Annotated in this window: 8 protein-coding genes; 2 read left to right on the top strand and 6 right to left on the bottom strand. The window is 34.6% G+C overall.

Annotation, left to right across the window (positions count from 1 at the left end; genetic code table 11):
• The first annotated feature begins 306 nt into the window (after positions 1–306).
• Positions 307–1,881: a Na+/H+ antiporter gene (locus GKZ88_RS18860; protein ID WP_155103867.1), complete on the top strand. Its 1,575-nt coding sequence runs from the start codon at positions 307–309 to the stop codon at positions 1,879–1,881.
• A gap of 121 nt (positions 1,882–2,002) precedes the next feature.
• Here GKZ88_RS18860 and GKZ88_RS18855 read toward each other — a convergent pair whose 3' ends face one another.
• The 6 genes from GKZ88_RS18855 to GKZ88_RS18830 form a co-directional block, all read right to left on the bottom strand.
• On the bottom strand, positions 2,003–2,524 hold the full coding sequence (locus GKZ88_RS18855; protein ID WP_155103866.1) for a DUF3347 domain-containing protein: 522 nt from the start codon (positions 2,522–2,524) through the stop codon (positions 2,003–2,005).
• Positions 2,521–4,962 carry a zinc-dependent metalloprotease gene (locus tag GKZ88_RS18850; RefSeq protein WP_155103865.1) on the bottom strand — a complete coding sequence of 814 codons (2,442 nt, stop codon included), beginning with the start codon at positions 4,960–4,962 and terminating at the stop codon, positions 2,521–2,523. Before GKZ88_RS18850 ends, GKZ88_RS18855 begins: the two co-directional genes overlap by 4 nt.
• A gap of 5 nt (positions 4,963–4,967) precedes the next feature.
• Positions 4,968–6,392, bottom strand: coding sequence for a RagB/SusD family nutrient uptake outer membrane protein (locus GKZ88_RS18845; protein ID WP_155103864.1), 1,425 nt, complete (start codon positions 6,390–6,392; stop codon positions 4,968–4,970).
• 3 nt (positions 6,393–6,395) lie between these two features.
• The gene (locus GKZ88_RS18840) at positions 6,396–10,043 is read right to left on the bottom strand and encodes a SusC/RagA family TonB-linked outer membrane protein (RefSeq protein WP_155103863.1); all 3,648 of its coding nucleotides are present in this window, start codon (positions 10,041–10,043) and stop codon (positions 6,396–6,398) included.
• Between the two features lie 135 nt (positions 10,044–10,178).
• A complete protein-coding gene (locus tag GKZ88_RS18835; RefSeq protein WP_155103862.1) occupies positions 10,179–11,318 on the bottom strand; it encodes a FecR domain-containing protein in 1,140 nt (379 codons plus the stop codon).
• Between the two features lie 186 nt (positions 11,319–11,504).
• Positions 11,505–12,092, bottom strand: coding sequence for an RNA polymerase sigma-70 factor (locus tag GKZ88_RS18830; RefSeq protein ID WP_230392553.1), 588 nt, complete (start codon positions 12,090–12,092; stop codon positions 11,505–11,507).
• 617 nt (positions 12,093–12,709) lie between these two features.
• Here GKZ88_RS18830 and ilvN point away from each other — a divergent pair.
• The gene (gene ilvN, locus GKZ88_RS18825; protein ID WP_155103861.1) at positions 12,710–13,213 is read left to right on the top strand and encodes an acetolactate synthase small subunit; all 504 of its coding nucleotides are present in this window, start codon (positions 12,710–12,712) and stop codon (positions 13,211–13,213) included.
• The last annotated feature ends 94 nt before the right edge of the window (positions 13,214–13,307 follow it).

The raw sequence follows: 13,307 nt of genomic DNA, 5'->3' as shown, positions 1-13,307 counted from the left end.
ACAGGAGACAGGTCTGCCTTAGAGTATTTTGCATCTCTTTTAAATCTTTCTCTTAATTATTTTAGTGATTTAATAAAAAAGAAACTGGTAAATCTGTTTAGGAACACATTCAACTGAAATTGATTAACTTAGCCAAAGAAAGATTTTTTGCACCAATAAATCAATCAGCCAGATCGCATTTGAACTTGGTTTTAAATATCTACAGCATTTTAATTGAATGTTTTAAAAAATACAGGTTGTGCGCCCAATGAATACCTGAATTTAAGCTAAAAAAAGTATTGTAAATTTCTATATAAAAGATAACGAATGCTCGAAAATTTTCCTTTTTACTTAGGCTTAATAATGATTATTTTACTGCTGATTATGCTGGCAGCCAAAATAAAAGTAGCATATCCTGTATTACTGGTATTAGCAGGATTGGCAATCAGTTTTATTCCAAAAATTCCAGTAGTAGAAATTGAGCCGGATCTTATCTTTTTGATATTTCTTCCTCCATTATTATATGAAGCAGCATGGACCGTTTCCTGGAAAGAAATGTGGCGCTGGAGGCGCATCATTACAAGTTTTGCCTTTATAGTCGTTTTTCTGTCTGCCCTTTCCGTAGCATTAGTAGCGAATTATTTTATCCCAGGATTTTCTCTTGCATTAGGCTTTTTACTTGGTGGCATCGTATCTCCTCCAGATGCCGTAAGCGCCGGTGCAATTTTAAAATTTGTCAGAGTTCCTAAAACAATTTCATCTATACTCGAAGGAGAGAGTTTATTGAATGATGCCTCTTCTTTAATTATTTTCAGATTTGCAATGATTGCGGTTGCAACAGAACAATTTATATTTTACAAAGCGGCAGTAAGTTTTAGCTGGATGATTATTGGAGGCGTTGCAGTTGGCTTGATAATAGGATGGCTTTTTATGAAAGCACATAAATACTTGCCCACTAGTGCCAATGTTGATATTGTTCTATCGCTTCTTACGCCTTACATTATATACATTGCAGCTGAAGAAGTACATAGTTCTGGTGTTTTAGCTGTTGTTAGCGGCGGTTTGCTTTTGTCTAATAACAGGCATCGTTTTTTGAGCAGCAGATCCCGAATACAAGGAATAAATGTATGGGAAAGTCTTTGTTTTATTTTAAACGGACTGGTTTTTATGCTGATTGGATTAGATTTACCTCAAATTACTTCTGGTCTCGAAGACACAAGTATTGCGGTGGCAATTGGATATGGCGTTTTAATTACTTTTGTTTTAATAATAAGCCGTTTATTATCTGCATACGGCGCCGTAATTGTCACATTAATTGCCCGTAATTTTATCACAGTAGCGGACCGACGAAATCCCGGATATAAAACTCCATTTATTCTTGGATGGACTGGTATGAGAGGTGTTGTTTCTTTGGCGGCGGCGTTATCAATTCCTGTTTATTTAAACAATGGAAATGGCTTCCCGCAGCGAAATCTCATTTTGTTTATCACTTTTATTGTAATCCTTTTAACCTTATTAATTCAAGGATTAACGCTTCCTTATTTCATTAGAAAAATAAATCTGCCGGCAATTTATGATCCGATTTCTCGAGAGGAAGCCAGTACTATTTTACGAAAAGATCTTGCTGAATCTTCTTTGAATTATTTAAAAACAACTTATCAGGATCAGCTGGAAAATAATCAATCTTTACAGCAGCTCATTCAAAAATGGGAACATCACACGAAAGGAATTGACGATGAATCGATTGGAAATGAAGTTAAAAATATTTATCTTGATTTAATAAATCATCAGAGACAATGGCTGATTGATAAAAACAAAGAAGATCAAAGTATAGATGAATCTATCATTAGAAAACAAATGTATTATTTAGATCTTGAAGAAGAAAAACTGATTCACTTTTAGGATTGTATAGTTCCCTATTCGTTATTTTTGAACTTTTAATATTTTGCTTTTTATCTAAATAGACAAATACGGCCTCTATTCAGAATACCGTATTTATCAAACTAATTCAAATTAAAAAAAACTACAAACTTGCTTTTACTTCTCCACAAGTCAGCATATTTTTTGGATAGTAAGGATTTTTAATTTCTTTACTATCACTTGTCCAGACAGCACCAGTCATTGGGCAGATCTGTAAATACAATGTCGCATCAGCCGCTTTGAATTTTGATGCCTGCTCCCAATATTTAACCGAAAGCGTTTCAAAAATTTTACGCTGCTTATTAATGTTTTTAGTTGCGGTAAGCTGTGTTGACAGCTCTACCATTTCTTTTCTTGATGTCGTAGCTTCGTTCATTTTTTCAAGAGTTAATTTTTTAAACTTGAAATTCTTTAATGAATTTTTCAATGCCTCTGCATTTTTAACAACTCCCAAACTATCTGAAGTTAAAAAGCTATTTTTCAAAGCCAGATAATTTTTAGTAATCTCTTTTTTTTGTTCTTCTCTTTTTTGAACCAATTCTGGAGCTACTTCTTCTTTTGATGTTACTTGCGCTTGTGCTAAACTGCTTATGAAGATTAGCGCGATAACTAGTATATTTTTCATATCGTCGTAGTTGAATTTAATTTTGTTGCTATTTTATCTATTTCGATTAATATTCCTTCGAAATGTTCTTTGTTTATTCCTGATGTTCCGCTCATCAATTTTACAACATCTGCTCTTAATTTTATAAGATGCTGTTTGGCATACAACCTTACATCGCTGCGCTGTGCGTTATTTAAAGCTCTGCTTCCTTCCGCTTCTTTAGGCAGTAGTAACAAGTAAAGCTTATCGATATAGCTGCGCTGTAAACTGCGTCTGTAGTAATCTAATTTTTCGTTGCCGCTAAAATTTACCCAGACAGTCTGCTGCAGATCGTTTAAAAACTCCGGAACAGTGTAAGCTCCTTCAAACTGCATTGATTTAAGACTGATATTATACAAAATCCCAGAACTTAACAGAATATTTAAAACCTGATTCTGTTGATCTGATATTTCCTCTGAAGTTTTTAAAGAAATGAGCTGGCTAATATCCTGAGGATACATCCAAAGAGGAGCTGTAAATAATTGTCTTCCAACGTAATCAACAGCTGCTTTTACTTTGGCTTTAGGAACCGGCTGATACACTGCGCCTTTTTCATCAACAGTTCTTTTGGTAACATAGTTGTTGCCAATATATTTAAGCACATGGTATAAATACATGCTGTATTGTTTTACAACCGCTTTGTGCATATCTGCTAAATTATCATAAGCATCATTTGGCTCGTAGGTCCATTCAATAAGGTTTGGCACAACACGCTTTAAATTTTTAATTCCGTAATCGCTTGCAAGAACTGCGTCATCACCTAAATCTTCTGTCTGGCTTCGAGGATCTTCCTCTTTTCCTTCTCCTCCAAACCATAATTTAGGATTAGCGGTCAAGCTATCAGTTGCTAGTTTGCTGAGCATATTTTCCTCTTCAAACTCATCTTTAGTTTTTGAAAAATAATTGTAGCCCCATTTTATCGCCCATTTATCGTACATTCCAATACGTGGATAAAGGCCCTGCGGACTAATATCATCTTCTGGCTGTGCCACATAGTTAAAGCGGGCATAATCCATTATAGAAACGGTATGACCATTGGCTTCAACCCATTTTTTATCTCTTAGTTTTTCAACTGGTGTAGCGCTGCTGGCTCCCATGTTATGACGCAGACCAATAGTATGTCCAATTTCATGAGAAGAAACAAAACGGATTAACTGTCCCATCAATTCATCATCTAAGTGCATTTTTCTGGCCCTTGGATCTAAAGCTCCTGCTTGTATCATATACCATCTCTGGACTAATTTCATTACGTTATGATACCAGCCCACATGGCTTTCAATGATTTCCCCGCTTCTTGGGTCGCTCACACGCGGTCCGTAAGCATTAGGTGTTTCTGATGCATAATATCTAACTACTGAATATCTGGCATCTTCTAAACTCATCGTAAGATCATTTTCGGGCCACTCCTTGCCTACAATTGCATTTTTAAAACCAGCCGCTTCAAAAGCTTTCTGCCAGTCGTTGATTCCTGCAATCAGATAAGGTCTCCATTTTTTTGGCGTTGCTGGATCAATATAATAAACGATTTGTTTTTTCGGCTCGACCAGTTCGCCTCTTTCATATTTTTTAATATCCTTATCCTTAGGTTCCAGACGATAACGCTGAATTATATACTTCACTTGAGCACGCTGCTGCTCATCATCAAAAAGAACATATTTATTGGCAAAATACCCTACTCTTTCGTCAGCAAAACGTTTGCGCATTGGCGTTTTTGGCAATAGTACTAATGAAGTATTTAACCTCAACGTTACCGTTCCACTGCTTGCTGCTGCATTAGTATAGGTTTTTGTCGTTTTAACCTCTACGTTAATAGGATAGGTATCTATCATTTCTATGAAAGACTTATCATCAGCCAGAGCGGTTAATTTTTTCTCTGTTTTCTCTTTACTTTCGATAGAAAACATCGGATTATCTTTCTTGAAAATATCAGTTACATCAATGACAACATTTCCGTTGTCTGGATTGGTTGTTTTGATTGGAAAAGCGGCCACAATTGGATTCTCGTTGCTCCCTGCCAGTGCTTTTGCCAGCATAGAATCGGCATTACGAACATCTTGCCTGTATTGCAGCGATCTAACATAAACTGTATTATTAGTTCCTTTCTCAAAATAAATTGTCTGCTCGTTGGCTTTCTCACCACCAAAACGGCCAAAACCTTCAGGAGTTGAAAGATAACGGGTTACCACCAGCATATATCTGTTAAACAAACTGTCCGGAATTTGAAAGTAATATTTAGTATCCACTTGACTGACAACGAATAATCCCGACTTGCTTTTAGCCTTATCAGTGATTATCTTATTGTAAGGCTGCATGCCTTTTGGCTGCGTGCTGGTACTATCTGCTTTTTTTTCAGGAGTTTGGGCAAAACCATGCTGGTGTAAGCCCACCAGCATGATCATTAATATAAATAATTTTTTCATTGGAATTAAAACGGAAGTTTCTCGTCTGTATTTAATGTAAGTTTTGGATTTTTTGTCAGGGCAGACAAAGGAAATGGAATAATGTATAACCTCGAATTAGGCTGTAACGTATACGTTTTTTGAGCAACAGTCTTGTTAACCAGCGGAAATACTCTTGTAATGGTTTTTGCATATTCCGTTTCAGTATTTAATCTTTTCAAATCAAAGAAACGATTGAAACCTAAAAGCAGTTCTTTTCTGCGCTCGTTTATAACCAGCTGCATCGTTGCTGCTCTGGTCGCTGGAACATCTAAATTTACAGTTCCTGATAAAATGCGTTTTGCTCGCAAGGTATTTAGAATAGCAACCGCCTCTGCATATTTGTCTTCTCTGGCATAACATTCAGCCTGCATCAAATATACCTCGGTTGTTTTCATGCCGACCGTAGAATAAAAATATTTCGTGTACACAATTGACCAATAAGCCGTGTTGGAACCCTGATCCAGATTTGTCGTGCTGGTGGTATTAAAAAACAAATTAAAACGCGCATCGTTTGTGCCGAATAAAGTTCTGAGTTCTGGACTTATAATATATTGATAAGCAAAGCTCATCTCATTGTAGCCTGTCATGTACTGGTAGCTCAATACTTCTACATTATTTGCAGCAGGTACACTAACTACATTTGGCCCGCCTTGTTTGTTGTAGGCAACCATATCAAATATTTGATTATTATAGCTTAATGATTTTTCAGCGGCTTCTTTTGCTTTTGCAATTTCACGCTTAAACAAATGAACTTTAGCTTTAAAAGCATAAGCAAATGCCAATGAAGGGTGATAAACATCAAGTGGTTTTTCCTGAAGGTAAGGCAGTGCATCCTCTATATCCTTTTGAATAAAATCGTAAACCTGAGCCACTGTTGATTTTGCTGGCTGTGCTTCCAGATCAAATTTATCCATTATACAGATGCCTCCATCCGTTGCAGCAGTCTGCGGATCATAAGCCTTTGCATACGTATTTACTAACAAAAAATGGTCGTAAGCTCTATTAATTTTAGCTTCGGCTTTTGCTATTTTTTTGGTCGCTTCATCTCCTTTACTATCATCAACTAATGAAATAATGGTATTCCATCTGTTGATGTAAGCGTAAGCCTGGTTATAAAAACTGGAAGCTTTAAGTAAAGAAACTCTATCTGTATTTTCATCAAAAGTAAAATTAATAATGTCAACATTTGGAGTTATTCCGATTACGTTGGATTCCTTCATCCATTGGTCATCTGACAAATACTGAAAATTATTGATTGGATAACCTCTGTTAGGCAGTGATACCATTTCGTAAAATTGTGCTGCTGTTTCAACAACTAAAGCTCCTTTAGGTGTTACATCTGTGTATTCTTCGCATGATGTTACAGTTAACATCAATAGCGACAGCGTTATTGTATATATATGTTTCATTTTTTAAAGGGTAAGATTAAGACCTAATAAGTACGTTTTAGGCGATGGCAGATTTCGCGTACCAGAGTTAGCAGAATAAACTTCTGGATCAATACGATTCCCAGCGGCACTCCAATACCAGATATTATTCATTTGAAAAGTAAATTTAGCCGATGCTATTTTCATTTTATTGGCAAAAGCTTTTGACAGATTATAAGCCATTGAAATATTTCTCAACTTAATATAATCCCCATCGACAACATTTACATCTGAGTTTCTCCACTGTGCGCTGATCGTTCCGGCATAACTTCTGACATTTTCCGCTAAATCTACATACAAACGTGTATTGCCGTTTTGATTCGTATCTGTGTAACGATCCGTAATACCTGAAAGATTTACCAGATCTGAACTCATATCAATAGTCTCCTTACGCATCACATTTCCGCCTGAGAAAACAAACAAGAAATTCAAATCAAATTGTCTGTATGAAAATCGCTGTGATAATGAACCTGTATAAGTGGGCATTAGACTCCCCATGTTAACTAAGGCAGCAACATTATTTACTGATTTTACAGAAGTAGGAATAGGATTTCCGCTGGCATCAAAAGTAATTGATGGATTTCCATTCTCATCTAAAATATAAGGATAACCGTTTACTGTTCCTCCATATTTGTAAGCATATAAACTATTGTATGCTTCGTTTTCTAAAAAGTAATCGCCTGGAAAGCCTACATAATTAGAAGCTGTCGATTCTGCTCTGGTAATTTTTTCAACGGTAGTTTTATTAAAGCCAAAAATTACATTAGAACCAATTCTGAAATTCCCGTTATTATACCATTCAGAACCTACACTAAATTCTACACCTTTGTTTAACAAAGCTCCTGCATTAATTCTTCTGGATAAGGCACCAACTGTAGGATCCAAATCGGTTGTCGCTAATAAATCTGAACTGTATTTACGATAAATATCAATGCTTCCGTTTAACTTACTGCGAAACAAACTGTAATCTACACCAAAATTGGTTGTCTGTGTTTTCTCCCATCTCAGCATAGGATTTGGCTGTGCTGTTACGTTGATATATTGTAAAGACTGATATAAGTTATCATTTTTTCTTGTAGCCGTCACATATGGAGTTGTAGATTGATCTATATTTCCATTAATACCATAGGTAGCTCTAAGCTTAAGCGCACTAACCCATTTTACCTCTTTCATAAAATCTTCACTGCTGGCATTCCATCCCAGACCTGTTGACCATAATGGGCGATTTTTATATTTAGGATCTACTCCAAACAAATCTGCTCGGTCTACTCTATAACTTCCTGTCAAGTTATATTTAGACAAAAAAGTATAATTTAAAGTACTGAATACTGAAAAATAGCGATGCAGGGATTCTTGCTGCGTTCTTGTGACAGCTGCTAGCGTTCTATTACTGCCATAAATGTAACTTGCAACGCCCGTCTGGCTTAGTGCCAAACTATTAAGTACGGCAGAAGTAAGTGTTACAGGATCATAACCGTATCTAATTTGTTCAATATTTCTGGGAGAACTGGTTTCTCTCATTTCAAAACCAGCAACTGCATTAACAGTATGTTTCCCCTCAGCAAATTCCTGATTATAATCTAATTGGTTTCTAAAAGTATAATTACTGGCTTGATTGCTCAATTGTTTATATCGTCCTCCGGTAGAAAAACCATCCACATAAGTATAAGTATTTGTAGTAGGAGTATATCCCGTTAATGCATTAATGGCATAACGCATCTTATATGAATTTACGTCATTGTATTCTGAGCTCTCATTTCTTCTGGCCTCGTATTGAAATTGTGTGTTATAACTTAAACCTTTCCACAGCTTGGCTCTGATGTTTGCAAAAGCTCTTAATCCTAATGAATTCTGCTGTTTAATTCCTTCCTGAAGCGAATTTAAAACATTAAACTCCAAAGATTTAAAACCGCTTAAAGCCGCTAATTTTTGAGCGATCTGAGGATTCATAAGACCGCTCGAAGTAAAACCATCACTTAGATTTACAAATGGTGACATTACCAGATTTCCATTGTCATCAGTAATACGTTCGTATCTTTTTTGGATATCATAATTGCCGTAATCTACATCGGTTATATCGTCATTGCTGAACGTTCCATTGACACCAATTGTAGCCTCCAGCCAGTTATTCAGCTGAAAACTGCTTTTAGCATAAAGGTTAAAGTTATTGCTGTTGTTGTATTTGATACGTCCTTTAGATTCATCATAATTCAATGATACAAAAGTGTTTTGCTTTCTTGTACTTCCTGAAAATGTAACGTTGTAACGCTGTCTGAATTCATTCTGCCATACGTTATCACTGTAATCCTTATAATAATCGTTTTTTTTCCATTGGGCAATGGTACTGTTATAATCGGCGCTGCTTACTTTTCCATCTTCCAAATCTCTGTTTAATTGGTAAAGCGGACTGTAATATTTGATACTGCTGCTTCCAATATCTCCATAGTTGTTGAACATAGTGGCAGTATTGGTAAACCTTGCTCTTTCTCTATTGTAAACTGCTTGTTCAAAATCTATCATATCGCTTGTTGAAGCGTAATTCATATCTCTTAAATTAGGTTTTGCAGAAATAAAGAAATCAGAATTTACAGTAACTTTTAAACTGCCGCTTCCTTTTTTAGTACTCAAAACAATAACACCATTTGCGGCTCTTGAACCATAAATAGAAGCTGCAGCGGCATCTTTAAGAACATTGACGCTTTCAATATCGTAAGGATTAATTTCATCCAGAGTCATTTCAGTTGGCAGGCCATCAATTACTATTAGCGGACTGTAACCAACCAGCAGAGAAGAAAAAGTTCCTATACCTCTCAAAATAGGTTTATCGGCTGAAGATCCGTTAGGATTTTTTTGAAACATCAAACCTGCAACACGGCCTTCCAAGGCGGCTAATAAGCTGGGATTGATATTTTCATTTAATGTTTTTTCATCTACTGTTGCGATGGCTCCCGTAGAGTGTTTTCTCTCAAGAGTCTGATAACCTGTCACAACAACTTCTTTCATAACAGATATTTTCTCTTCCACAAAAAGTGTCAATTGCGTACGCCCTCCTATTGAAAAAGATTTTTTTTCTATTGTCAGCCCTGAGACTTCTATGATACCTTCAGCGGGCACATTGTCAATAGAAAAGCTTCCGTCAAAATCGGTTATACTATGCATGTTCGTGCCCGAAACATTTACATTTACACCCGGAAAAGGCTCATTTTTATTATTTACTACTTTTCCGCGTATACCGATTAATCCGTTTCCCTGCTTTTCAGCTTTTTCCTCTTTTTCCTCAGTAACCACAATGGTTTGATTGGTAATGGTGTACTTTAATTTTTGAGAACTAAAAATCTGATTTAAAGTTTCTTTCAAAGAAGAATTCTTAACATTAATAGTTACAGGGCTCGAATTTTTGAATAATTTTTGGGTATAAAAAACTTCATAATTGGCCTGTTTTGCCACCTCTTTCAGAACTGTTTCCAGTGGTGCATCTTTAAATTTAATCGTAATGTTCTGCGCTTGGCTTTTAAAACTGCAAAACAGCATCAGGAGCGCACTAAAGACCCATAAAGAAATAGAAGATTTAAATTTCGGGATCCTTTTTTCAAGTTTTTTGTAAGGTTTTTTTGGTTGTAAATTAAATTTCATACATTTACATTTGATTATAGTTAAACAATAGGTGGACAACTTATACCGGCTATAAACTTTTATAACAACCAGAAGCATCGCAACTGTTTCTGGTTTTTTAGTTTATAATCTCAGTATATTCGGGTAAATTTAAAATCAGGGATATACAATAACTGTTTTTCCTTCAACCTTAAATTTTATATTACTAAACTCAAGTACTTTTAATACTTCAGACAAATTTTTATTTCTAAACGTACCTCCGTTAAATCTAACATCCGATACATCTCCACGGTATTGTACTGTAATTCCGTACCAGCGTTCCAGCTGTCTCATTACTGTTTTTAAATCAGCATTATCAAATTTAAAACGACCATTTTTCCATGCAACTGCTTCTTCCGTATCTACTTCTCTTACTTTAATTCTAGAAAAATTATCAGATACATCCGACTGTTGTCCCGGTTTTAATATTGTTTTTTGGTTTTTAAAAGCAACTGCCACACTTCCTTCAATCAAAGTCGTTTTTACAACAGCTTCGTCGTTATAAGAGTGCACGTTAAAATGAGTTCCTAATACTTCTATTGATTGCTTATCTGATTTTACAATAAAAGGTTTGTTTTTATTTTTGGCTACCTCAAAATAAGCTTCACCTTCAAGTTCTACAATTCGCTTATTTCCATTAAATTGAGTTGGATATTTAATAGATGAAACTGCATTTAGATACACTTTTGTTCCGTCTGCCAAAACAATATTATATTGTCCTCCTGTTGGAGTTGAAAGTGTATTGAACGAATTAGCTTCTTCCTTTGAAATAGCAGCATTTGGATTGATAGTATACGTGATTACTCCATTTGCCCCCATCTTTATGGTAACTTCTTCTTTTTCTCCTTCTTTGGCAATAGTATCTTTTGTAGAAATATCAGACAGTACAATTTGCTTACCATTAGAAAGTGTCAAAATACCTCTGGTTCCTCCTGGAGCAATTTCCTGTGGTTTTACGACAACCTGAATATTTTGCTGATTTGGTTTAGTGAAATAAAATATTCCTATTCCCAGAAGTAAAAGTATTGATGCCGCTACAGCGACGCGGGGCCACAGACGAATTACTTTTCTTTCATACTGAAGAGGCAGTTTAGATTTCAGCAGCTCATAACTTTCCTGCAGCTCATTTTCGCTGAGCTGTAAATCGCTGTTAACAGCTGTGTGCAGGTACCAAGCATCGAGTTTATCCTGCTCTTCAGCAGACAAAAGGCCTTCCTTGTGTTTTTTTAGCAGCGCTAAGATTTCAGTTTCATTCATAATTATCATGCAAAATTTTATCTTGCTTTTAAATAAGACAGTTAAAAACAACTTTTGTCATATCCAATATCAAAAAAAAATTAAAAAATAATTATCTTATCATTAACTGACAGAAACAATCAAGTTAATAAACAACTGATAAAAAGAACATTAGGAGGTAATATTATTGTAAAAAGAAAAAAAAATTTAACAAACAAAAACGGTTAAAAATGATTTAAGTTTTACGCGTAGAATTTTCACAGAGTTATACACCTGCTGCTTGGCAGTTTTATCTGTAATATTGAGTTGAAGCGCAATTTCTTCATAGGAAAGTTCATCGACCTTTCTTAAAAGAAAAACTTCTCTCATTTTTTCTGGAAGTAATGCAATTTCTTTTGCAATAACTGCTTCTAACTCTTTTTCTCTAAGATTAGAATCAGCAAAAGTATAATCGTTTTCGATGAAAATTGAAATTGAATCAGCATAACGTGAAATCACTTTTTCATGCGCAATATGATTCAGTATTTTATTTTTTACTGCCTTATATAAGTAGGATGATAAAGATCCAGTAATTGCTAATTCATGACGCTTGTTCCAGATTGTTAAAAATACTTCCTGAACGATGTCATTTGCTTCATCTTGATTACCAAGTATTTTATAAGCATGATTTATGAGGACTTTTGAATACTTCTCGAAAATTTCTGTATACGCTAATTGATTATCTTCCTTTAGAAGAGCAATTAATGCGTGATCATCAAATTTGTTAGGAAAAGACATTATAAAAGTAAAAATCATTGTATATAACGCAATATTAGGTATTTTATATGTTAAAACCCAAAAGATAATTGAACTAAAAACGATTTACCCTTAATTATTTTCAATTTTTACTTTAGTCCGATTAATTATTTTCAAGAAATGTCTTATGAAATAATAGGGACCATTAATTCCCTTTCGGTATTTAAGTTGAATTCCTAAGTTGTCTGAATATCTTTTAAAGATTTATGCGTTGAAAGGCATTCTCCTTTAAAACAAATAATCTCATTGAAAAAAACTTTTTTTTAACATTATAAAAATCAATACATTTGTCGCACATCGAAAATATAACATGAAAAACTTAATTAACATCACTATTATCAGCAACATTATTATCATTAGATAATGATCTGGGATGTTATATAAATAAGTACATAGATACAATTTAAAGCCTCCCTCTTTGGGAGGCTTTTTTTATTTAAAATATACATGAAAAATTCTGTACAAATTATTATCAGCACAATTATCATTATTCGTCTATTATGACGAGGCAGGATTCTATTGTATAATAAAAACCTTTCTCAGTCATAATGAGAAAGGTTTTTTTATTTCTAAAAAACACTAATTAGTAATCATTCAAATACACAAACACCTTTCAAATGAAACAAGAATATACTTTAACTGCCTACACAGAAGATCAAATGGGATTACTTAATAAAATAACGGTTATACTTTCGCGACGAAAAATCAGTTTAGAAAGTATCAATATCGCTACTTGCGAAATTGACAAATTGTACAGATGTACCCTCGTTATAAAGGAAACTTTTGAAATCGCTAGAAATATTGCACTTCAAATCGAAAAAATCATTGAGGTTTACAGCTGTTACTGCAGTACAAATGAGGAAATCGTCTGGAAACAAATGGGATTATTTAAAGTAATGACTTCCACTTTCATAAATGACGAAAGTGTGAATCATTTACTCAGAAAATATAATGCTGAATCTGTAATAATTGAAAAAGATTTTACTGTATTTGAAGCAACAGGACAAGAAGATGATATCAATGATTTGGCGATCGAATTAAAGAAATTTGGATTAATTGAATTTGTAAAAACTGCCCGAATTGCTGTCACTCTAAATAGTGAAGCTTTCGATGCATATTAACACATTACTTTTACATTAAGCACTAAATTAACGTGTTCAAAAAAAAATAAAGCCTCCAATTAAAGAGGCTTTTTTATAATAAGATCAGAACAAT

Origin of the sequence: Flavobacterium sp. LC2016-01 (genome assembly GCF_009711135.1) — a bacterium.
GTDB lineage: Bacteria > Bacteroidota > Bacteroidia > Flavobacteriales > Flavobacteriaceae > Flavobacterium.
The sequence above is the reverse complement of the archived record's forward strand: the minus strand, read 5'-3'. Positions and strand labels throughout refer to the sequence as shown.

Bases quoted from the DNA above. Each gene is read 5' to 3' on its own strand.
- GKZ88_RS18860 (WP_155103867.1), top strand. From the start codon at position 307: ATGCTCGAAAATTTTCCTTTTTACTTAGGCTTAATAATGATTATTTTA.
- GKZ88_RS18855 (WP_155103866.1), bottom strand. From the start codon at position 2,524: ATGAAAAATATACTAGTTATCGCGCTAATCTTCATAAGCAGTTTAGCA.
- GKZ88_RS18850 (WP_155103865.1), bottom strand. From the start codon at position 4,962: ATGAAAAAATTATTTATATTAATGATCATGCTGGTGGGCTTACACCAG.
- GKZ88_RS18845 (WP_155103864.1), bottom strand. From the start codon at position 6,392: ATGAAACATATATATACAATAACGCTGTCGCTATTGATGTTAACTGTA.
- GKZ88_RS18840 (WP_155103863.1), bottom strand. From the start codon at position 10,043: ATGAAATTTAATTTACAACCAAAAAAACCTTACAAAAAACTTGAAAAA.
- GKZ88_RS18835 (WP_155103862.1), bottom strand. From the start codon at position 11,318: ATGAATGAAACTGAAATCTTAGCGCTGCTAAAAAAACACAAGGAAGGC.
- GKZ88_RS18830 (WP_230392553.1), bottom strand. From the start codon at position 12,092: ATGATTTTTACTTTTATAATGTCTTTTCCTAACAAATTTGATGATCAC.
- ilvN (WP_155103861.1), top strand. From the start codon at position 12,710: ATGAAACAAGAATATACTTTAACTGCCTACACAGAAGATCAAATGGGA.